Consider the following 19,759-nt stretch of genomic DNA (forward strand, 5'->3'; position numbering starts at 1 on the left):
GGGCACCAGCCATGGCCGGTACATCCGTTCCCGGACCCGACACCGTCGTCTCCCTCAGCAGCGCGAAGGCCTTCCTCGGCTCGCGTCCCGTCCTGCGCGGGATCGACCTGTCGGTGCACCGCGGCGAGGTCGTCGCCCTGCTCGGCGCGAACGGTTCCGGCAAGTCCACGGCCGTCCGCGCGATGGTCGGGCAGGTGGCACTCGCGAGCGGCTCCCTGGAACTCTTCGGCGTCCCCCAGCGGCGGTTCCGGGACTGGGCCCGCATCGGCTACGTGCCGCAGCGCACCACCGCCGCCGGCGGCGTACCGGCGACCGTCCGCGAGGTCGTCACCGCGGGACGGCTGGCCCGCACCCGGCTGGGCCCGGTCCGCAGGGCCGACCGGCTGGCGGTCGACGCGGCGCTGGACATGGTCGGCATGCACGACCGCGCCAAGGACTCCGTGGACGCGCTCTCCGGCGGCCAGCACCAGCGGGTCCTCATCGCCCGTGCCCTGGCCGGCTCCCCCGAACTGCTGATCATGGACGAGCCGATGGCCGGCGTCGACCTGGCCGGACAGGAGGTGCTCGCGGGCATCCTGCGCGAGCAGGTCGCCCGGGAGACCACCGTGCTGCTGGTCCTGCACGAACTGGGGCCGCTGGAACCGCTCATCGACCGGGCCGTGGTGCTGCGGGACGGGTGCGTCGTCCACGACGGCCCGCCGCCCGAGGCCGTCGGCCAGCACGCCCTGCCCGGCCACGACCACGTACACCCGCACGCCGACGCGGCGGCCGAAACGATCCGGACGGGACTGCTGAGCTGATGGAGATCCTCGAGTACGCCTTCATGCAGCGGGCCCTGCTGGCGGCCGTCCTGGTCGGCATCACCGCCCCGGCCATCGGCATCTACCTGGTGCAGCGACGCCAGGCGATCATGGGCGACGGCATCGGTCACGTCGCCATGACCGGCGTCGCGCTGGGCTTCCTGTTCAGCACCAGCCCGGTCTGGATGGCGACGGTGGTCGCGGTGATCGGCGCGGTCGGGATGGAGCTGATCCGCTCGCGCGGGCGGACGAGCGGCGACATCGCCCTGGCCCTGCTGTTCTACGGCGGCATGGCCGGCGGTGTCATGATCATCAATTTGGCCCCCAACGGCTCGACCGGAAACCTGCTCACCTATCTGTTCGGTTCGATCACCACGGTCGCCCCCGCGGACATCACGGCGATCTGCGTCCTGGCCGCCTTCGTGGTCGCGACCACCGTCGGCCTTCGCCGCCAGCTCTTCGCGGTCTGCCAGGACGAGGAGTTCGCCCGGGTCTCCGGGCTGCCCGTCCGGCTGCTCAACCTGCTGATCGCGGTCACCGCCGCCGTCACCGTGACCGTCGCGATGCGCATCGTCGGACTGCTGCTGGTCAGCGCCATGATGGTGATCCCCGTGGCGGCGGCCCAGCGCGTCAGCAGGGGTTTCGCGGCGACCCTGGCGACCGCCGTGGCCATCGGGGTGAGCGTGTCGCTGACCGGCACCGTGACCACGTTCTACGTGAACGCGCCCTCCGGTGCGGCCATCGTCCTGCTGTCCGTCGCCGTCTTCCTCGCCTTCACCGCGGCCGCCGTTCCGCTGACGCGGAAGCGGGCCCGGAGGGCCGCAGCGGCAGCGGAACGGTGCACCCTGGAGGAGGAGGGCGGAACGCCCCCGCAGGGCGACGACGTCAAGGTCTGAGCGGGCCGGGGCGGCCGGCGGGCTTCCGGACGACGCGGTTCTGCCGGATCTGTCGGCGACCACTGGCACAATGACCCGTCGTACGTGCGGACCGGGCGAATTCGAGGAGGCAACCGTGGCGACCGCAGGACCGCCGGTGCGTGGCAGGTCGACCCGGCAGCGGGCTGCCGTGGCGGCGGCACTCGACGAGGTCGACGAATTCCGCAGCGCCCAGGAACTGCACGACATGCTCAAGCACCGGGGCGACTCGGTCGGTCTGACCACCGTCTACCGCACCCTCCAGTCCCTCGCCGATGCCGGTGAGGTGGACGTGCTGCGCACCAGCGAGGGCGAAGCCGTCTACCGCCGGTGCAGCACCGACGACCACCACCACCATCTGGTGTGCCGGCTGTGCGGCAAGGCCGTCGAGGTCGAGGGCCCGGCCGTGGAGGCCTGGGCGGACCAGATCGCCGCGGAACACGGGTACGTGGACGTGGGCCACACCATCGAGATCTTCGGCACCTGCGGCGACTGCGCGGCGGCAGGCGCGGAGAGCTGACGGCCGGTCCCTGCGGGCCGGCGGCCGTACTCCGGTCGGTACTGCCCTCCGCCCCCCGGCCCGTGCGCGGCCCCCGGCTCAATCCGGCTCGGTCAGCTCCTCGGCCAGCAGATCCATGAGCAGGCCGTCGTGCCAGGAGTCGTCGGATCCCCGCTCGTAGGCCCGCATGACGCCCACCGGCCGGAAACCCACCTTGCGGTAGCACGCGATCGCCGCCGCATTGTCGGCCGCCGGGTCGATCACCAGCCGGTGGTGGCCGTGCTCGTCGATCAGGTGCCGGGCAAGGGTCCGGACTGCGTCGGCACCCACACCCCGGCCGTGCACCGCCGGGTCGAGATAGATGTCGATCGAGGCATGCCGGTAGTCCGGTTCCTCCTGCGCGCTCCACTGGATCGCGCCCACGACGCGCCCGTCCAGTTCGACAGTCGAGATCCGGGTTTCCCCGTCCGCGAGGTCCGCCCGGATCTCCGCCTCGAGGTCTTCCCCGCCGCGCCACCGGGCGAACACCTCGGGGGTGGCCCGGATGGCGGCGAGGAGGGGAATGTCGGCCTCAACGGCGGGCCGCAGCGTCACCGCCGAGCCGGTCAGCGTCGGTTCCATACCGAGACGCTACGCCGACCGGCCCGTTCCGCGCAGCCCGTACGCAGCAGGTCAGGCGCTGCTCTCCGCCGATCCCTCGTTGGGCAGCGCCCCGCCGAACCTCCGGTCGCGCTGGGCGAACTCGAGGCACGCCCGCCACAGGTCACGGCGGTCGAAGTCCGGCCACAGCACGTCCTGGTAGACCATCTCGGCGTAAGCGCTCTGCCAGATCAGGTAGTTGGAGGTCCGCTGCTCGCCGGAGGGGCGCAGGAACAGGTCCACGTCGGGCATGTCGGGGTAGTAGAGGTACCGGGCGAAGGTCTTCTCGCTGACCTTCGACGGATCGAGCCGGCCCGCCTTCACGTCCTCCGCCAAGGCCTGCGCGGCGTCCGCGATCTCGGCGCGGCCGCCGTAGTTCATGCAGAAGTACAGCGTGAGCCCGTCGTTGTCCTTGGTCTGCTCCTGAGCGACCTCGAGCTCCTTGGCCACCGACCTCCACAGGCGGGGCATCCGGCCCACCCAGCGCACCCGGATGCCCAGCTCGTCGAGCCGGTCACGGGTCTTGCGGATGAAGTCGCGGTTGAAGTTCATCAGGAAGCGCACCTCGTCCGGCGAGCGCTTCCAGTTCTCGGTGGAGAACGCGTACAGGGAGATGTTCTGCACGCCCATCTCGACCGCGCCCTGCAGCACGTCCAGCACGCGCTCGGCACCCACCTTGTGTCCCTCGGTTCGCGGGAGTCCGCGCTCCTTGGCCCAGCGGCCGTTGCCATCCATGACGATCGCGACGTGCCTCGGCACCAGCTCGCCGGGGATCTTCGGCGGACGCGCGCCGGACGGGTGGGGCTCGGGCGTCTTGTACTCGCGGCGGGTGCGGCCGAGAATCCCGCGTCGTGCCATGCGGTCCACGTCTCCTAGCGTCTGTCGTGATGCGTCTGTCGTGCGATCCGGGTGTGCTGTCCGGGCCCGGGCCCAGGATGCGGGGCGCGCCGCCCTGGTCAGCCCTTTTCCACGTAGCGGAGCGAGCGCAGCCCGCGTTCCAGGTGCCAGTGGAGATACGCGGCGACCAGGCCACTGCCCTCCCGGACGTGCCGCGGCTCGCTCGCGTCCGCGGTGGCCCAGTCGCCCGTGAGGAGAGCGCCCAGGAGCACCAGAGCCTCCGAGGAGGGTACGACGCTTCCCGGCACGCGGCACTCCGCGCAGACGACGCCGCCTGCCGCCATCGAGAAGAACCGGTTCGGTCCGGGCATTCCGCACTGCGCGCAGGCGTCGAAACTGGGGGCGTAGCCGTTGACGGCGAGGGAGCGCAGCAGGAACGCGTCCAGGACGAGCGCCGGCTCGTGCTCGCCGCTCGCGAGCGTCCGCAGCCCGCCCACGAGCAGCAGGTACTGCTGGACGGCCGGCTCGCCCTCGTGATCGGTGAATCGCTCGGCGGTCTCCAGCATTGCGGTTCCCGCGGTGTAGCGGCCGTAGTCGGTGACGATGCCACTGCCGTACGGGGCGATGGTCTCGCTCTGCGTGCACAGCGGCAGTCCGCGACCGACGAGTTCGCTTCCGCGCGCGAAGAACTGGACATCCACGTGGGAGAAGGGCTCGAGTCGGGCCCCGAATTTCGACTTCGTGCGCCGTACGCCGCGCGCGACCGCGCGGACCCGGCCGTGACCACGGGTGAGCAGGGTGATGATCCGGTCCGCCTCACCCAGCTTCTGGGTGCGCAGCACGATGCCGTCGTCGCGGAACAGACTCATGCGGCCATTGTCGCGCACGGGATTCCCGGTTCCGCGCCGGGCGGCCCGAGCCGGGCCCGGGGTCTCAGGAGGGCGTACGGGCGGCCGCGGCCAGGAGCCTGTCCGTGTCCTCGACGGGGATCCGCAACGCGCGCCCGACGGCCGCCAGCGTCTCCTCCTCGGCGGGTACGTAGGGACCGTCGGCGAGGGCGATGCGGGCTCCCTGGAGCAGGATCTGTTCCCGGCCGGCCGGTGCCAGATGCGGAGCCAGGGGCTCGAGGGCCTCGTGCAGTTCGACGACGGGGACCGTGCTGCCGGGCGCGAGATTCCCCGGATCCGGGTGCGACGGGATGCGTCCGTGACCGGCGGCGAGGGCGTCGATGAGCGTGACGAGTTGCTCTTCGGTGCAGTCGGCGAAGCCCGCGGCCCGTACCGCCTCGACCGCCGCCTCCCGCACCGGTCGGGCCGCCGTGCCGCCGGCCACCAGGACCGCGAGGGTCACGGTGTGGACGGCTTCGCGCAGCAGCGCGGAGAGCCGCGTCGTCGTCGGCCGGTCCAGCACCTCGACGCCGAAGCGGTCGGTGCAGGAGGAGCATTCGACGACCGGGCCCGCTTCGCCGCGCGGGAGGAGCGGGATGCCGAGGACGAACAGGCGCCGGTGGCCGGTTCGGCGGCGGTGGTTGCGGTCGCCTCCGCAGCCGGGGCAGAAGAACTCCCCGTCCCCTTCGGTGCGCCACATGGTGCGCACTCCCCACACGCGCGACATTGCGCACCTCCGGCCACTTCGCCTTGACTGTCCGCTGGTTGCGCGGTACACGCCGGCGAGGGCGCCTCGGCAACGGTGCCGCGTGGACGTGATGTTAGCCACATGAAGGAAGCGGCGTCAGCATCCTCACCAAGACCGGACCGAGCCCCATCCTCCCGAGTGGGCGGACGGGGCTCCGGTTTACCCGGGTTCAGCCGCGATCGGCCCTGTTCACGGCGGACACCACTGCCTTCAGGGAGGCGCGCACCGTGTTGGCGTCCGTTCCGACTCCCCACAGCACCTGGCCGTCGACGGCGCACTCGACGTAGGCGGCGGCCTGGGCCGTGGCGCCCTCGCTCTGCGCGTGCTCCGCGTAGTCGAGGACCCGGATGTCCAGGCCGATGCGGCCCAGCGCGTCGACGAAGGCTGCGATCGGGCCGTTCCCGCTGCCGGTGAGCACGGTGTCGGCGCCGTCGACCACGGCCTCCACGGTAAGGGCGTCGCCGCCCTCGTGGGTGGTGGAGGTCTGCGCGGAGCGCAGTGCGATGCGGCCCCAGGGGTTGTCCGGTGTGGGCAGGTACTCGTCCCGGAACACCGACCAGATCTCCGCCGGGGTGATCTCGCCGCCCTCGGTGTGCGTCTTCGCCTGGATGATCTTCGAGAACTCGATCTGCATCCGGCGGGGCAGGTCCAGCTTGTGCTCGTTCTTCAGGACGTAGGCCACACCGCCCTTGCCGGACTGCGAGTTGACGCGGATCACCGCTTCGTAGGAGCGGCCGACGTCCTTGGGGTCGATCGGCAGGTAGGGCACCGACCACTCGATCTCGTCGACGCGTGCGCCGCGGTCCTCGGCGTCGGCCTCCATCGCCTCGAAGCCCTTCTTGATGGCGTCCTGGTGGGAGCCGGAGAAGGATGTGTAGACGAGGTCGCCCGCATAGGGGTGGCGCGGGTGGACGGCCATCTGGTTGCAGTACTCGGCGGTGCGGCGGATCTCGTCGATCTGCGAGAAGTCGATCTGCGGGTCGACGCCCTGGCTGAACAGGTTCATGCCCAGCGTGATCAGGTCGACGTTGCCGGTGCGCTCGCCCTGACCGAACAGGCAGCCCTCGACGCGGTCCGCGCCGGCCATGACCGCCAGTTCGGCGGCTGCGACGGCCGTTCCGCGGTCGTTGTGCGGATGCGCGGACAGGCAGACGTGCTCACGCCGGGACAGGTTGCGCGACATCCACTCGAACCGGTCGGCGTGGGTGCTGGGGGTCGAACGCTCCACCGTGGCGGGCAGGTTGAGAATGATCTCGCGGCCGGGCTCGGGCTGCCAGACGTCCATGACGCTCTCGCAGACCTCGAGCGCGAAGTCCAGTTCGGTGTCGGTGAAGATCTCCGGCGAGTACTGGTAGCCGAAGACGGTCTCGTCGCCCAGCAGCTTGTCCGCGTACTCGGTCACCAGCCGGGTGCCGTCGACGGCGATCTGCCGGACCTGCTCGCGGGTGCCGCGGAAGACCACCCTCCGGAAGACCGGCGCGGTGGCGTTGTACAGGTGCACGGTGGCCCGGTGCGCGCCGCGCAGCGACTCGATCGTGCGCTCGATGAGCTCCTCGCGGGCCTGGGTGAGGACGGAGATCGTCACGTCCTCGGGGATCGCCCCCTCCTCGATGATGGAGCGCACGAAGTCGAAGTCGGTCTGACCGGAGGAGGGGAATCCGACCTCGATCTCCTTGTAACCCATCGTCACGAGCAGGTCGAACATCGCGCGCTTGCGAGCCGGCGACATGGGGTCGATCAGAGCCTGGTTGCCGTCGCGCAGGTCGGTGGAGAGCCAGCGTGGGGCGCGGGTGATGCGGCTGTCCGGCCAGGACCGGTCGGGCAGGTCCACGGCCTCGTAGGGCGCGTAGCGGTGGGTCGGCATCCCCGACGGGCGTTGCGGGGCCGTCGCGGCGGTGATGGGCGTGGGACGGCCGACGGAATGCTGGGTCATGTGCGTGGGCTCCTGCCGAAAGGATCTCGACGGCCGACGGTGGGCAACACCGGTCTCCGCGGGGAGGGGGTCGGCCTACGACTACAGGCCCTCGCCGCGGCAGCTAAGAAGAAGCAGCCCGAAACGCATGATGTGCAGCAGCCTAACCGAGCCGTCGAGATCTGCGCCGATGCGTTTCAGCATGCAAGATCCGGGGGGCTCATCGGGCAGAACGTGACATATCACTCCCGGACCCCCCCGATGCTCGCCGTCCCCCTCCTCCGCCCGCGTCCCCCGGCCAGGAGTCCCCGGGCCGGGAACGCGGCCTGCGCCGGCGCCGAACGGGTAGGGATGGGCCATGCGCATCCGTATCCATCGCACCGGCGGCTTCGCGGGCATCGAGCGCCGGGCCGAACTGGACACCGCAGGGCGGCCCGACGCCACCGACTGGCACGAGCTGGCCGACCGGGCGTTCGCAGCCGGACGGCAGGCGCCTCCAGCCGGGGTTCCGGACGGCTTCGCCTACCGCATCACCGTCGACGACCGGACCGTCCACTGCGCGGACCCGGAGCTGACCGGGGCCCAGCGTGAACTGATCACGCGGCTTCTCGGGGAGGGCGCCTGACCTCGCCCCCGGAGACCGCCCGGCCCCTGGCGTTCGCCGCGTCGCGGGGAGGGCGCGGACCTCAGAATCCGAGCTTGCGCAGCTGCTTCGGGTCGCGCTGCCAGTCCTTGGCGACCTTCACGTGCAGATCGAGGAAGACCGGAGTGCCGAGCAGCGCCTCGATGTGCTTGCGCGATTTCACCCCGACCTCCTTCAGCCGTGCGCCCTTGGGGCCGATGATGATGCCTTTCTGGCTCGGGCGCTCGATGTAGACGTTGGCGTGCACGTCCAGCAGTGGCTTGTTCTCCGGGCGGCCCTCACGGGGCAGCATCTCCTCGACGACCACGGCGATCGAGTGCGGCAGCTCGTCCCGCACGCCCTCCAGCGCGGCCTCACGGATCAGCTCGGCGACCATGACCTGCTCGGGCTCGTCGGTCAGATCGCCCTCGGGATAGAGCGGCGGGCTCTCCGGGAGCAGCGGCACCAGGAGGTCGGCCAGCAGGCCCACCTGGTTGTCACCGGTCGCCGAGACGGGGATGATCTCCGCCCAATCGATGCCGAGTTCCTCGCCGAGCCGGTCGACGGCGATCAGCTGTTCGGCGAGCTGCTTCGAGTCCACCAGGTCCGTCTTGGTGACGACCGCGACCTTGGGGGTCTTCTTGATCCCGGCCAGTTCGGTGGCGATGAACCGGTCGCCCGGACCGAGCTTCTGGTCGGCCGGGATGCAGAACCCGATGACGTCGACCTCGGCCCAGGTCGTGCGCACCACGTCGTTGAGCCGCTCGCCGAGCAGGGTGCGCGGCTTGTGGAGGCCGGGGGTGTCGACCAGGACGAGCTGCGCCTCGGGGCGGTGCACGATGCCCCGGACGGTGTGCCGGGTGGTCTGCGGCCGGTTGGAGGTGATCGCCACCTTGGTGCCCACCAGCGCGTTGGTGAGGGTCGACTTGCCCGCGTTGGGGCGGCCGACGAAGCACGCGAACCCGGCGCGATGCGGGGCCGGTGCCGGGGCGGGCGGGGACGAGGGGGAACGATCGCTCATGGGCCTCATTCTCCCCGATGCCGCGGACTGCTCGGACCAGTGGTACGGCAGTACCGGTGCAACCCGGCCCCCGCGGCCCGGCCTGCGCTGCTCGGACCGCGGCGCTCAGCCCGCGGTGAGCGTGGAACGCAGGGTTCCGTCGGGACCGGCCAGCAGCACGGGGGTGTCCGGGCCGCCGAGGTCGCGCACAGCCGCGCGGTCGGCGTCGGCTGCCGATTCGGCGGAGCTGACGACGGCGGCGGCCTCCAGGGATTCGGCGCCGCTGGCGACGGCCATCGCCACCGCGGTCCGCAGGGCGCTCAGGGAGAGGGAGTCGAGGGCGACGGTGCCGGCGACGTACGTCCGCCCGGTCTCGTCCCGGACGGCCGCGCCCTCGGGGACACCGTTGCGGGCCCGGGTGGCCCGGGCCAGCGTGATGAGCTTGTGGTCTTCGGGGTCCAGAGGGCTGCTGTCGCTCATGGGACGAGCATAAAGGGGTCTCGTGACGGGCCGGAGCGGGGCCCGGACCTCGGGTCACCGCCCCGGGCCCGCCGTCAGCGGGAGTCCGCGCTGCCCTGCCCGCCGGGCTCGTCGTCCCCGGTGCGCAACGGCTCGACGAGCACCGTCACGATGCGGTTGCGACGTCCCGCCGGCGACTCGGCCGTCAGTCGCAGGCCCTCGAGCGAGGCGTCCGCGCCGTCCTCGCTGAGGTCGAGTTCGGCCCTGGCCCCGGCGATCGGCACCCGGCCCAGCAGCTTGGCGAGCAGACCGCCGACCGTCTCGACGTCCTCGTCGTCCAGCTTCAGCCCGTAGAGCTCGCCGAGGTCGCCGATGTCGAGGCGGGCGGTGACCCGGTGGACGCCGTCGCCGAGGTCCTCGACGGGCGGCAGCTCCCGGTCGTACTCGTCGGTGATCTCGCCGACGATCTCCTCGAGGATGTCCTCGATGGTGACGATGCCCGCGGTGCCGCCGTACTCGTCGACGACGACCGCGACGTGGTTGCGCCGCTGCTGCATCTCGCGCAGCAGGTCGCCTGCGTTCTTCGTGTCGGGCACGAACGCTGCGGGCCGCATGGCCGTGGAGACGAGCTCCGACTCGGCGTCCCGGTTGATGTGCGTCTTGCGGACCAGGTCCTTGAGGTAGACGATGCCGACGATGTCGTCCTCGTTCTCGCCCGCCACCGGGATCCGGGAGAAGCCGGAGCGCAACGCGAGGGTGAGCGCCTGCCGGATCGTCTTCGCCCGCTCGATGACGACGAGGTCGGTGCGCGGCACCATCACCTCGCGGACGAGTGTGTCCCCGAGCTCGAAGACCGAGTGCACCATGCGGCGTTCCTCGTCCTCGATCAGCGACTCCTTCTCGGCGAGGTCGACCAGGGCGCGCAGCTCCGCCTCGGAGGCGAACGGGCCCTTGCGGAAGCCCTTACCGGGGGTGAGCGCGTTGCCGAGGAGGATCAGCAGCTGCGGAACGGGGCCCATCACCCTGGCCAGCGGCAGCAGCACGTACGCGGCGGCGGTGGTGGTGTTGAGCGGATGCTGGGCGCCGATGGTGCGCGGGGAGACCCCGACCGCGACGTAACTGACGAGGACCATCACGCCGAGCGCGACGATCAGTGCCTCCCACGTCTGCTCGAACTCGCGGACGCAGACATACGTCACCAGGACCCCGGCGGCCATCTCGCAGGAGACGCGGACCAGCAGGGCCAGGTTCAGGTAGCGGGTGGGGTCGGCGGCCAGCGCCATCAACTTGGCGCTGCCCCGCCGTCCGGAGCGTACGGCCTCCTCGGCACGGAACCGGGTCGTCCGGGCCAGGCCCGCCTCGGCGCAGGCCGCGAGCCAGGCCACCACGACCAGCAGGACCGCCGCGGCGGTCAGTTGGCCGGTCACCGGGTGGTGGGGGCGGGAGAGGGCCCGGTGATGCCGCGTTCGCCGCGCCAGCCGTCCAGGATGGCCTTCTGGAGGCCGAACATCTCGGCCTTCTCGGTGGGCTCCTCGTGGTCGTAGCCGAGGAGGTGCAGCACCCCGTGCACCGTGAGCAGCTGGAGCTCCTCGTCCGTGCTGTGCCCGGCGGCGTCGCCCTGCTTGGCGGCGACCTCCGGGCACAGCACGATGTCGCCGAGGAGGCCCTGGGGCGGTTCCTCGTCGTCCTTGGCGGGCGGGCGCAGTTCGTCCATCGGGAAGGACATGACGTCCGTGGGACCGGGCTCGTCCATCCACTGGATGTGAAGCTGCTCCATGGCGTCGGCGTCGACGACGATCACCGAGAGCTCGGAGAGCGGGTGGATACGCATCCGGGTGAGGGCGTAGCGGGCGACATCGAGGACCGCCTGCTCGTCGATGTCCTGTCCGGACTCGTTGTTGACGTCGATCGACATGGGGGGCGCAGCACTTACTTTCGGTTGTGTCGGTCGTGGCCGGTGTCGTGGCGGTCGTGGCCGCTGCGGCTGTCGTACTGGTCGTAGGCGTCGACGATACGGCCGACCAGCTTGTGCCGGACGACGTCGGTGCTGTTGAGGATCGAGAAGTGGACGTCCTCGACGCCGTCGAGGATCTCCCGGACCTGACGCAGGCCGCTCTTCGTGCCGCCCGGCAGGTCGATCTGGGTGATGTCGCCGGTGATCACGATCTTGGAGTCGAACCCGAGCCGGGTCAGGAACATCTTCATCTGCTCGGGGTTCGTGTTCTGCGCCTCGTCCAGGATGATGAAAGCATCATTCAACGTGCGGCCCCGCATGTAGGCCAGCGGGGCGACCTCGATCGTCCCGGCCGCCATCAGGCGCGGGATGGAGTCCGGGTCGAGCATGTCGTGCAGCGCGTCGTACAGCGGCCGCAGGTACGGGTCGATCTTCTCGTAGAGGGTGCCGGGCAGGAAGCCCAGCCGCTCCCCCGCCTCGACCGCGGGCCGGGTCAGGATGATCCGGTTGACCTGCTTGGACTGCAGCGCCTGCACGGCCTTGGCCATGGCGAGGTAGGTCTTGCCGGTACCGGCCGGGCCGATGCCGAAGACGACCGTGTGCTTGTCGATCGCGTCGACGTACCGCTTCTGGTTCAGCGTCTTGGGGCGGATCGTGCGGCCCCGGTTGGAGAGGATGTTCTGGGTGAGCACCTCGGCGGGTGTCTCGGTGTCCCGCAGGTCACCGGCCTCGTCGCGCAGCATGGCGATCGAGCGCTCCACAGCGTCCTCCGTCATCGGCTGGCCGGTGCGCAGCACCAGCATCATCTCGTCGAACAGGCGCTGGACGAGCGCCACTTCCTCGGGATCACCGACCGCACTGACCTTGTTGCCGCGCACATGGATGTCGGTGGAGGGGAACTCGTTCTCGATCACGCGGAGCAGTGAGTCGCCCGAGCCCAGAACCGTCACCATGGGGTGGTTCGCCGGGACGGTGAAGTGGGCGCGTGCCTGCCCCTCGCCGGGAGTGTCCGTGGGTGTCTGCGTCATGGGCCGGCTCTCAGGCCTGAGGACCCCGCCTTCTGTGTTCGGCTCGCCGCACGGATCGGTGCGGCCTTGTGATCCAAGAATACGACGGGGTGCCGACTGCTCCGCAGGCATTTCCGGACGCGACGGGTCCCCCGGACGGCGGCGCCCGGGCTCACAGCCGGCGGAAGCCGATGGTCGGCACCGCCCTGCGCGGCTGCCGGGGCGCCGCTGCTCCGGCCGGGCTGAGCGGCGGCGCCGCGGGGGGCAGGAGCGCGTCGAGGAACGCGTACCGGCGCAGGGTCTCGGCCGGCTGGTCGTTGTAGGCCTTCACGTGCTGCCACCATGCGGCGACCTCTGCCCAACCCGGTGCGGACAGCGAGCCGCCGAACTCCTTGACCGAGAGCGCGGCGGTGAGCCCGGCGAACGCCAGCCGGTCCGCGAGCGGCCAGCCGGCCAGCGAACCGGTGACGAAACCGGCGACGAACACGTCCCCGGCACCGGTGGGGTCCAGGGCCTCGACGTCGACGGCGGGTGCCTCGGCGATCTCCCCGGTGCCCCCGTCGACGGCGAAGGCCCCTTCGGAGCCCATGGTGACGACGGCGAGCGGGACGGTGTCCGCGAGGGCTCGGGCCGCGAGCCGCGGACAGTCGGTGCGGGTGTAGCGCATCGCCTCCTCGGCGTTGGGGAAGAACGCCTCGCAGTGCTCCAGGTCCCTGAGGGAGGCCAGGTCCCAGCGGCCGCTCTCGTCCCAGCCGACGTCGGCGAACAGCCGGGCCCCCCGGGATGCGGCGGCCGCCGTCCACTCCTCGCAGCGGCCGGGGGCGAGGGAGGCGATGCAGGCCCGGACCGGCGGCGGGGCGCCCGGGGCGGCCTCGGGTAGGAACACGCTGCCGCAGGGCGGCGGCTCGTGGCCGTGCGACACCATCGTCCGTTCGCCCTCGTAGGCCATGGACACGGTGACCGGGGAGTGCCAGCCGGGGATCCGGTGGGACAGCGACAGGTCGATGCCCTCACCGTTCTCGAGGCTGTCCCAGCAGTAGTCGCCGTACATGTCGTCGCCGAACGCGGCCGCCAGCGAGGTGCGCAGGCCGAGCCTGGCCAGGGCGGTGGCCATGTTGGCGACGCCGCCGGGGCTGGAACCCATGCCGCGGGCCCAGGACTCGGTGCCGCGGACCGGGGCGGTGTCGAGCCCGGTGAAGATGATGTCCAGGAAGACGGTGCCGGTCAGGAAGACGTCGACGGGCGGGTCCGCGGGTCGGCGTACGGCCGCGAGCGGGTCGAACAACGGGCCGCCCGCAGCGGTGCCGTCCGGGCGGGCGCCGCCGGCCGGGAACGGCTGGATCCGGTCGCTGTCCGTCACGCTCCACTCCTCGGGTCGGTGTCGATCGTGGCAGGTCGAGCCACTGGTGACCATCGTATGGACGCAGCCCGCTCACGGCGGTGCGATACGTTTCCGGACAGGGCACGACCGGCAGCGTTGGTCAGAGGAGAGGCGGGGTTTTCCGTGCGGCTGACGATTGTGGGCGGCGGCGGATTCCGGGTCCCCCTGGTCTACCGCGCCCTGCTGGACGGTCCGGACGGCACGCAGCGCGGCGTCGTCCGCGAGGTGACCCTGTACGACACGGACCGCCGACGGCTGTCGGTGGTGGCGGGCATCCTGGCCCGGCTGGCCGAGGACAGGAGCGCGCCGCCGCGGGTGCGCGTCGCGGAAAGCCTCGACGACGCCCTGCGAGGTGCCGACTTCGTGTTCTCGGCGGTGCGCGCCGGGGGGACGGCGGGCCGGGTGCGGGACGAGCGGATCCCGCTGGCCGAGGGCGTTCTGGGGCAGGAGACCGTGGGTGCCGGCGGGGTGCTGTACGCGCTGCGGTCGGTGCCCGTCGGCGTGGAGATCGCCGAACGGGTCGCGGCGCTCGCGCCCGGCGCGTGGGTCATCAACTTCACCAATCCCGCGGGGATGGTGACCCAGGCCATGGCGGACGTGCTGGAGCCGCACGGGCTGGCCCATCGGGTGATCGGGATCTGCGACTCCCCGGTGGGACTGGTGCGCCGGGCCGCGCGGGCGGCGGGCACCGACCCGTCCGCGGTGACGTACGACTACGTGGGCCTCAACCATCTCGGCTGGTTGCGGCGGCTGGAGGCGGGCGGGCGCGACCTGCTGCCCGGGCTGCTGGCCGATCCGGCGGCGCTGGCCGGGTTCGAGGAGGGGCGGCTGTTCGGTCCCGAGTGGCTGTCGGCGCTCGGCTCGCTTCCCAACGAGTACCTGCACTACTACTACTTCCGCCGAGAGACGCTGGCCTCGGTGCGCTCCGCGGACGAGACGCGCGGCGAGTTCCTCGACGCCCAGCAAGGGACGTTCTTCGCCGAGGCCGCAGCGCACCCCGAGCGGTCGCTGGAGCTGTGGGAGCGCACCCGGCTCCGGCGTGAGGAGACGTACATGGCCGAGAGCCGGGCGGCGACCGGGGGCTGGGAGCGGGACTCCTGCGACCTCGACGGCGGCGGCTACGACCGGGTCGCGCTGGCGCTCATGCGGGCGATCGCGTCCGGCGAGCGGACCCGGCTGATCCTCAACGTGCGGGGCGGTGCCACGCTGCCCGCGCTCGGCCCCGACGCGGTCGTCGAGACCGTGTGCGAGGTGGACGCCGACGGCGCCCGCCCGCTGCCGTGCGCACCGCTCGGGGAGGCCGAACTGGGCCTGGTGCTCCAGATGAAGGCGGTGGAGCGTGCCACGGTGGAGGCCGCACTGACGGGGTCGCGGGCGGCCGCGCTGCGCGCCCTCGCCCTGCACCCGCTGGTCGACTCCCCCGCGGTGGCCTCACGCATCCTGGACGCCGCAGGAGTGTGACGGGGCCCTGAGGCGCTCACGCCTCCCCCACGCGGCCGCCGAAGAACACCTGCGTTTCACTGATGCTGCCTCCCCGGACGGTGCTCACCTCGACGTTGCGGAAGCGCTCGCCGGTCGTCAGCCGGTACTCGCACGAACACGTCGTCGCTCCCGGCGGGCACGAGGTGCAGGATCTCCTGAGTGCGGAATCGGTGGGCCGTGGGGAAGCAGCGTTCGAAGAACGCGGCCCGGTCGATGCGGTCGTCCTGCGGGCTGGAGAACACGTAGTCGTCGGCGATGAGCCGCTCGGCCGCCTCGCGGTCCTGCGCAAGGTAACTCTCCAGGCAGGCACGGACGATGTCGGTGTTCGTCACGGCAGGTCATCCTTCCGGTTCGGTCCCGCCCCGTGGCGTCCGGTGGCTTCCGCGGACGGCCGCCGGGCGCTCAGTGCCGTTTCGGCAACGGGACGTGCAACAGGTCACGGGCCACGGTCAGTTCGCCGTCGAATCCGGCGGCACGGGCCTGGTCCTCGAACACCGACGGGTCGGGGTACCGCTGGGAGAAGTGGGTGAGGACGAGGTGCCGCACCCCGGCCCGCTTGGCCACGGAGGCGGCCTGGCCGGCCGTCAGGTGCCCGTGCTCCTCGGCCAGCCGGATATCGCCGTCGAGGAACGTGGACTCGATGACGAGCATGTCGCAGCCCTCGGCAAGGGCGGGCACGGCGTCGCACATCCGGGTGTCCATGACGAAGGCGAAGCTCTGGCCCGCGCGCGGTGCGCTGACCTCCTCGAGGGTGACGGTACCGTCCGCCGTGTTCAGCACGCCTTCGCGCTGGAGCCGGCCGACGTCGGGACCGCGGAGCCCGCGGGCCCGGAGCCGGTCGGGCAGCATGCGCCGCCCGTCCGGTTCGGCGAGCCGGTAGCCGTAGGACTCCACGGGGTGGGAGAGCCGGCGCGCCTCCAGCGCGAAGGAGGGACCTTCCAGGATCACCGCGGCGTCGCCGGACACCGGTTCCTCGCGCAGCGCGACGGTCTCCCGGTAGGCGGTGGAGTACCGGAGGCGGTCGAAGTACTGCTGCCCGCTCCTCGGGTAGTGGGCCGCGACCGGGTGCGGCACCCCGTCGAGGTTGATGCGCTGGATGACGCCCGCCAGGCCCAGCGCGTGGTCCCCGTGGAAGTGGGTGACGCAGATGCGGTGGATGTCGTGCGCCGCCACCCCGGCCAGCAGCATCTGCCGCTGGGTGCCCTCCCCGGGATCGAAGAGGAGACCCTGGCCGTCCCAGCGCAGCAGATAGCCGTTGTGGTTGCGGTGCCGGGTCGGCACCTGGCTGGCGGTGCCGAGGACAACGAGCTCACGCGCCGACAACAGAGCCTACCCGGGAGGCCAGTTGAGGCCGCGGCCGCCGAGGACGTGCGCGTGGGCGTGCCACACGGTCTGGCCGGCGCCGGAGCCGGTGTTGAAGACGATGCGGTAGCCGGTCGAGTCCACCTTGTCGTGGGCGGCGACCTCGCGCGCCTCGCGGAGCACGTCCGCGACGAGCCGGGGATCGGCCTCGGCCAGGCTGCCCGCGTCCGCGTGGTGCGCCTTCGGGATGACCAGGACGTGAGTGGGGGCCTGGGGGTTGATGTCGCGGAAGGCGACGGTCGTCTCCGTCTCACGGACGACGTCGGCCGGGACCTCCCCCGAAACGATCTTGCAGAACAGGCAGTCCGCCTGCGGTTCTCCCGCCATGGGCCGGGGCCTCCTTCGCATCGGGCCGGTACCCGGGCATGCTATCGGCCCGGCCCCCGCAGGCCGGGCCGTGTCGGGTGCGGGGTCAGGGCAGCACGGGCGGGGCCTTGGCCGGGGTCCCGTCGAGGGCCTCCAGGGCGGCCTCGTCGAGCTGCGGGTGCGGCGACCACTGCTCTCCGCACCGCTACGCGGCGTGCGCCTCGAAGCTCACCTGCGTCTCGTCCGCTTCGATGGACAAGGCCAACCTGGCGTCGAGTGCGCGTGCCAGCGCATGGAGCAGGGCCAGGGTCGGAGTGACCGCACCTCCCTCGATGCGCTCGATCTCGGTCACGCTCAGGCCGCTGTTCTCGGCGAGTTGCTGCTGGGTGAGTTCCAGTGCCGTCCGCCGGTCGTGGACGGCCTGCCCCAGGGCGATGGCATCGCCCGCCTCGACGTAAGCCGGATCCGCACGGTGCTCCTCGGGGATCCGCCAGGTGGAGTGGTAGCCCTGGGTCACGGCTGCTCCTCGAAGGTCCGGTGGTACGACTGATCGGCCGGAGGGTGCCCGCCCTCGCATTCCTTCTGCTTCCAGAGCGCTCGCTGCACCTGTGATTCCTCCCGCATCCGGGTCTTGCGGAAGGCGGTCAGCAACACGATACGACGCCCCGGCGCAAGCCAGTAGCTGATCCGGACTGCTTCCGTCCCCAGGACGAAGCGCAGCTCCCGCACCGGGCCGTCGAGATGTCGTGCGTACGGCTGAATCCGCCGAAGAGCGCGAGGGCCGGGAGCCGGCGGACTACGGTCGTGCTCCGGAACAACGGCCGCCCCCACACCAGGGACGACCGCCTTCCGTCATGGGCAGCTCACGGCAGCACGGGCGGGGCCTTGGCCGGGGTCCCGTCGAGGGCCTCCAGGGCGATGCGGATCGCCTCGTCGAGTTGCGGGTCGCGGTCCGCGGCCCAGTCCTGGGGCGCGTGGACGACCTCGACGTCCGGGTCGACCCCGTGGTTCTCCACGCCCCAGCCGTAACCCTCCAGCCAGAAGGCGTACTTGGGCTGGGTGACGCCCGTGCCGTCCACCAGTCCGTAGCGGCTGTCGATGCCGACCACCCCGCCCCAGGTACGGGTACCCACGACCGGGCCGATGCCCAGCGCCTTGATGGCGGCGTTGACGATGTCGCCGTCCGACCCGGAGAACTCGTTGGCGACGGCGACCACCGGGCCGCGCGGAGCGTCCAGCGGATAGCTCATCGGCTGCATCCCACGCGGCAGGTCCCAGCCGACGATCCGCCGGGCCAGCTTCTCGACGACCAGCTGGGACGTGTGTCCGCCGCGGTTCTCCCGGACGTCCACGACCAGCCCCTCCCGGGCGACCTCCACCCGCAGGTCGCGATGCAGCTGCGCCCAGCCGGAGCCCACCATGTCGGGGACGTGCAGGTAGCCGAGACGGCCTCCGGAACGCTCGTGGACGTAAGCCCTGCGGTCCGCGACCCAGGCGTGGTAGCGCAGCGGCTCCTCGTCGGCAACCGGGACCACCACGGCGTGCCGGGGGTCGCCGCCACCGGACGGGGCCACCGTGAGCTCGACCGGCTTGCCGGCCGCGCCGACGAGCAGCGGTCCCGGCCCGGTGACGGTGTCCACCGGCCTGCCGTCGACGGCAAGAATCACGTCCCCGGCCCGTACGCCCGTGCCGGGTGCGGTGAGCGGTGAGCGGGCCCGGGGGTCGGAGGTCTCGGGTGGCAGGACCCGGTCGATCCGCCAGCGCCCCTGGTCGTCGCGGGAGATGTCGGCGCCCAGCAGGCCCTGCCGATGCGTGTCCTCCTCGTGGACGCCGGGCGGTGTGACGTAGGCGTGCGAGGTGCCCAGCTCGCCCGCGACCTCCCACAGCAGGTCCACGAGATCGTCGTGGGTGGCCACCCGTTCCAGGACCGGCCGGTAGCGGTCGAGGACGCCGTTCCAGTCGACGCCGCCGAGGTCGGGGCGCCAGAAGTTGTCGCGCATGAGCCGGCCGGCCTCGTCGTACATCTGCCGCCACTCGGCGGCCGGGTCGAGCATCTGCCGGATCCGGGAGAGGTCGACCGTGACCGCGCCGCCCGGTTCCTCGTCGTCGGAGGGCGGCTTGCTGTCGGAGGGAACGACGCGCAGCTTGCCGTCGGCGCTCAGCAGGACGCGCTTGCCGTCGCCGCTGACCGCGAAGTCGCTTGCGGAGTCGGCGAGTTCCTCGACCCGCAGCTGGGCGAGGTCGTATCGCTCAAGGGTGGTGGACGGCCCGTCGGCCTCGGGGGTGGCCCGGGTGTCGCCGAGGACGCCGCGCAGCGGGTGGCGCAGCCAGAGCAGGCCGTTCTCGGCGGCGCGCAGCGTGGAGTAGTGGCCGGCCTCCACGGGGAACGGAACGATCCGGTCGGCGAGGCCGTCGAGGTCGATCCGGGTGACGGGACGCACCTGGTCGTCGCCGTCGTCACCGCCGTGGTGCTCGGGCTTGTCGCCGCCGACGGGACGGCCGTGCCGCTGCGGCCCGAACGGGGAGGGCGTGGTGGCGGCGAGCGGGATGAGGTGCGGCCGGCAGGCGCCGACGAACGCCATGTCGAAGACGTGCGCGTCGTAGACCGGGTCGAAGGAGCGCTCGGAGAGGAAGGCGAGGTGCTTGCCGTCGAGGGTGAACGCGGGCGAGAAGTCGTTGAAGCGCAGCGGCGTGGCGTCCGCGACGGACAGGTCCGCGGTGTTGGCGATCTTCAGCTGGCTCAGTGAGCCGGGACCGGGGTGGGACCAGGCAAGCCAGCCCGAGTCGGGCGAGAAGACCAGGCCGCCGGCGTCGCCGTTCTCGCTGCGGGCGATCTCGCGGACCTCGCCGGAGTCGCGCTCGACGAGCAGGACCCGGCCGTCGTGGGAGGCGACGGCGACCCGGCTGCCGTCGGGGGCGACGGCGAGGTCGAGGACCCGGCCGAGCCGGC

The 19,759-nt window shown here is 71.9% G+C and carries 22 protein-coding genes; 5 read left to right on the plus strand and 17 right to left on the minus strand.

Annotation, left to right across the window (positions count from 1 at the left end; genetic code table 11):
• Window positions 1-11: 11 nt before the first annotated feature.
• From M1E25_RS16475 to M1E25_RS16485, 3 genes are all read left to right on the plus strand, one after another.
• Window positions 12-800 (plus strand): metal ABC transporter ATP-binding protein, encoded by a 789-nt coding sequence (locus M1E25_RS16475; protein ID WP_251416152.1) that lies wholly within the window; start codon window positions 12-14, stop codon window positions 798-800.
• The gene (locus M1E25_RS16480) at window positions 800-1,696 is read left to right on the plus strand and encodes a metal ABC transporter permease (RefSeq protein ID WP_251416155.1); all 897 of its coding nucleotides are present in this window, start codon (window positions 800-802) and stop codon (window positions 1,694-1,696) included. The genes M1E25_RS16475 and M1E25_RS16480 overlap by 1 nt, the downstream gene beginning before the upstream one ends.
• A 115-nt stretch (window positions 1,697-1,811) precedes the next feature.
• The gene (locus tag M1E25_RS16485; protein WP_251416158.1) at window positions 1,812-2,234 is read left to right on the plus strand and encodes a Fur family transcriptional regulator; all 423 of its coding nucleotides are present in this window, start codon (window positions 1,812-1,814) and stop codon (window positions 2,232-2,234) included.
• Window positions 2,235-2,312: 78 nt separating this feature from the next.
• Here M1E25_RS16485 and M1E25_RS16490 read toward each other — a convergent pair whose 3' ends face one another.
• The 5 genes from M1E25_RS16490 to leuA form a co-directional block, all read right to left on the minus strand.
• A complete protein-coding gene (locus tag M1E25_RS16490; protein ID WP_251416161.1) occupies window positions 2,313-2,834 on the minus strand; it encodes a GNAT family N-acetyltransferase in 522 nt (173 codons plus the stop codon).
• 51 nt (window positions 2,835-2,885) lie between these two features.
• The gene (locus tag M1E25_RS16495; RefSeq protein WP_251416164.1) at window positions 2,886-3,710 is read right to left on the minus strand and encodes an isoprenyl transferase; all 825 of its coding nucleotides are present in this window, start codon (window positions 3,708-3,710) and stop codon (window positions 2,886-2,888) included.
• 98 nt (window positions 3,711-3,808) lie between these two features.
• A complete protein-coding gene (gene recO / locus M1E25_RS16500) occupies window positions 3,809-4,558 on the minus strand; it encodes a DNA repair protein RecO (protein ID WP_251416167.1) in 750 nt (249 codons plus the stop codon).
• 64 nt (window positions 4,559-4,622) lie between these two features.
• Window positions 4,623-5,276 carry a TerB family tellurite resistance protein gene (locus tag M1E25_RS16505; RefSeq protein WP_251416170.1) on the minus strand — a complete coding sequence of 218 codons (654 nt, stop codon included), beginning with the start codon at window positions 5,274-5,276 and terminating at the stop codon, window positions 4,623-4,625.
• A 217-nt stretch (window positions 5,277-5,493) separates the two neighbouring features.
• Window positions 5,494-7,257: a 2-isopropylmalate synthase gene (leuA, locus tag M1E25_RS16510; protein WP_251416173.1), complete on the minus strand. Its 1,764-nt coding sequence runs from the start codon at window positions 7,255-7,257 to the stop codon at window positions 5,494-5,496.
• A 337-nt stretch (window positions 7,258-7,594) separates the two neighbouring features.
• Here leuA and M1E25_RS16515 point away from each other — a divergent pair, with 337 nt between their 5' ends.
• Window positions 7,595-7,861 carry a protealysin inhibitor emfourin gene (locus M1E25_RS16515; RefSeq protein WP_251416176.1) on the plus strand — a complete coding sequence of 89 codons (267 nt, stop codon included), beginning with the start codon at window positions 7,595-7,597 and terminating at the stop codon, window positions 7,859-7,861.
• Between the two features lie 61 nt (window positions 7,862-7,922).
• Here M1E25_RS16515 and era read toward each other — a convergent pair whose 3' ends face one another.
• From era to M1E25_RS16545, 6 genes are all read right to left on the minus strand, one after another.
• Window positions 7,923-8,888 (minus strand): GTPase Era, encoded by a 966-nt coding sequence (gene era / locus M1E25_RS16520; RefSeq protein ID WP_251416178.1) that lies wholly within the window; start codon window positions 8,886-8,888, stop codon window positions 7,923-7,925.
• A 96-nt stretch (window positions 8,889-8,984) separates the two neighbouring features.
• Window positions 8,985-9,338 carry a cytidine deaminase-like protein gene (locus tag M1E25_RS16525; protein WP_251416181.1) on the minus strand — a complete coding sequence of 118 codons (354 nt, stop codon included), beginning with the start codon at window positions 9,336-9,338 and terminating at the stop codon, window positions 8,985-8,987.
• Window positions 9,339-9,412: 74 nt separating this feature from the next.
• Entirely contained in the window at window positions 9,413-10,744 is a 1,332-nt protein-coding gene (locus M1E25_RS16530) for a hemolysin family protein (protein WP_251416184.1), read from the minus strand.
• Window positions 10,741-11,232: an rRNA maturation RNase YbeY gene (ybeY, locus tag M1E25_RS16535; RefSeq protein ID WP_251416187.1), complete on the minus strand. Its 492-nt coding sequence runs from the start codon at window positions 11,230-11,232 to the stop codon at window positions 10,741-10,743. The genes M1E25_RS16530 and ybeY overlap by 4 nt, the downstream gene beginning before the upstream one ends.
• A 14-nt stretch (window positions 11,233-11,246) precedes the next feature.
• Window positions 11,247-12,299 (minus strand): PhoH family protein, encoded by a 1,053-nt coding sequence (locus M1E25_RS16540; RefSeq protein WP_251416190.1) that lies wholly within the window; start codon window positions 12,297-12,299, stop codon window positions 11,247-11,249.
• 151 nt (window positions 12,300-12,450) lie between these two features.
• Complete coding sequence (locus M1E25_RS16545; RefSeq protein ID WP_372500922.1) at window positions 12,451-13,638, minus strand: PfkB family carbohydrate kinase; 1,188 nt, start codon at window positions 13,636-13,638, stop codon at window positions 12,451-12,453.
• Between the two features lie 144 nt (window positions 13,639-13,782).
• Between M1E25_RS16545 and M1E25_RS16550 the strand changes: the two genes are divergently transcribed.
• Entirely contained in the window at window positions 13,783-15,120 is a 1,338-nt protein-coding gene (locus M1E25_RS16550; RefSeq protein WP_251416193.1) for a family 4 glycosyl hydrolase, read from the plus strand.
• A 56-nt stretch (window positions 15,121-15,176) separates the two neighbouring features.
• Here M1E25_RS16550 and M1E25_RS16555 read toward each other — a convergent pair whose 3' ends face one another.
• The 6 genes from M1E25_RS16555 to M1E25_RS16580 form a co-directional block, all read right to left on the minus strand.
• The gene (locus M1E25_RS16555; RefSeq protein WP_251416195.1) at window positions 15,177-15,473 is read right to left on the minus strand and encodes a DUF4440 domain-containing protein; all 297 of its coding nucleotides are present in this window, start codon (window positions 15,471-15,473) and stop codon (window positions 15,177-15,179) included.
• A 70-nt stretch (window positions 15,474-15,543) separates the two neighbouring features.
• Window positions 15,544-16,464 (minus strand): ribonuclease Z, encoded by a 921-nt coding sequence (locus tag M1E25_RS16560; RefSeq protein ID WP_251416198.1) that lies wholly within the window; start codon window positions 16,462-16,464, stop codon window positions 15,544-15,546.
• A gap of 6 nt (window positions 16,465-16,470) precedes the next feature.
• On the minus strand, window positions 16,471-16,830 hold the full coding sequence (locus tag M1E25_RS16565) for a histidine triad nucleotide-binding protein (protein ID WP_251416201.1): 360 nt from the start codon (window positions 16,828-16,830) through the stop codon (window positions 16,471-16,473).
• 184 nt (window positions 16,831-17,014) lie between these two features.
• Entirely contained in the window at window positions 17,015-17,326 is a 312-nt protein-coding gene (locus tag M1E25_RS16570; RefSeq protein ID WP_251416204.1) for a helix-turn-helix domain-containing protein, read from the minus strand.
• Window positions 17,323-17,640, minus strand: a complete 318-nt coding sequence (locus M1E25_RS16575) for a type II toxin-antitoxin system RelE/ParE family toxin (RefSeq protein WP_308290438.1) — start codon at window positions 17,638-17,640, stop codon at window positions 17,323-17,325. Before M1E25_RS16575 ends, M1E25_RS16570 begins: the two co-directional genes overlap by 4 nt.
• A 32-nt stretch (window positions 17,641-17,672) precedes the next feature.
• Window positions 17,673-19,759 (minus strand): S41 family peptidase (locus M1E25_RS16580; RefSeq protein ID WP_251416207.1); only part of this gene is annotated, 2,087 nt, incomplete at its 5' end.

Source organism: Streptomyces meridianus (genome assembly GCF_023703325.1).
GTDB lineage: Bacteria > Actinomycetota > Actinomycetes > Streptomycetales > Streptomycetaceae > Streptomyces > Streptomyces meridianus.

Bases quoted from the DNA above. Each gene is read 5' to 3' on its own strand.
- M1E25_RS16505 (WP_251416170.1), bottom strand. From the start codon at position 5,276: ATGTGGCGCACCGAAGGGGACGGGGAGTTCTTCTGCCCCGGCTGCGGA.
- M1E25_RS16565 (WP_251416201.1), bottom strand. From the start codon at position 16,830: ATGGCGGGAGAACCGCAGGCGGACTGCCTGTTCTGCAAGATCGTTTCG.
- ybeY (WP_251416187.1), bottom strand. From the start codon at position 11,232: ATGTCGATCGACGTCAACAACGAGTCCGGACAGGACATCGACGAGCAG.
- M1E25_RS16480 (WP_251416155.1), top strand. From the start codon at position 800: ATGGAGATCCTCGAGTACGCCTTCATGCAGCGGGCCCTGCTGGCGGCC.
- M1E25_RS16515 (WP_251416176.1), top strand. From the start codon at position 7,595: ATGCGCATCCGTATCCATCGCACCGGCGGCTTCGCGGGCATCGAGCGC.
- leuA (WP_251416173.1), bottom strand. From the start codon at position 7,257: ATGACCCAGCATTCCGTCGGCCGTCCCACGCCCATCACCGCCGCGACG.
- M1E25_RS16495 (WP_251416164.1), bottom strand. From the start codon at position 3,710: ATGGCACGACGCGGGATTCTCGGCCGCACCCGCCGCGAGTACAAGACG.
- recO (WP_251416167.1), bottom strand. From the start codon at position 4,558: ATGAGTCTGTTCCGCGACGACGGCATCGTGCTGCGCACCCAGAAGCTG.
- M1E25_RS16475 (WP_251416152.1), top strand. From the start codon at position 12: ATGGCCGGTACATCCGTTCCCGGACCCGACACCGTCGTCTCCCTCAGC.
- M1E25_RS16540 (WP_251416190.1), bottom strand. From the start codon at position 12,299: ATGACGCAGACACCCACGGACACTCCCGGCGAGGGGCAGGCACGCGCC.
- era (WP_251416178.1), bottom strand. From the start codon at position 8,888: ATGAGGCCCATGAGCGATCGTTCCCCCTCGTCCCCGCCCGCCCCGGCA.
- M1E25_RS16490 (WP_251416161.1), bottom strand. From the start codon at position 2,834: ATGGAACCGACGCTGACCGGCTCGGCGGTGACGCTGCGGCCCGCCGTT.
- M1E25_RS16525 (WP_251416181.1), bottom strand. From the start codon at position 9,338: ATGAGCGACAGCAGCCCTCTGGACCCCGAAGACCACAAGCTCATCACG.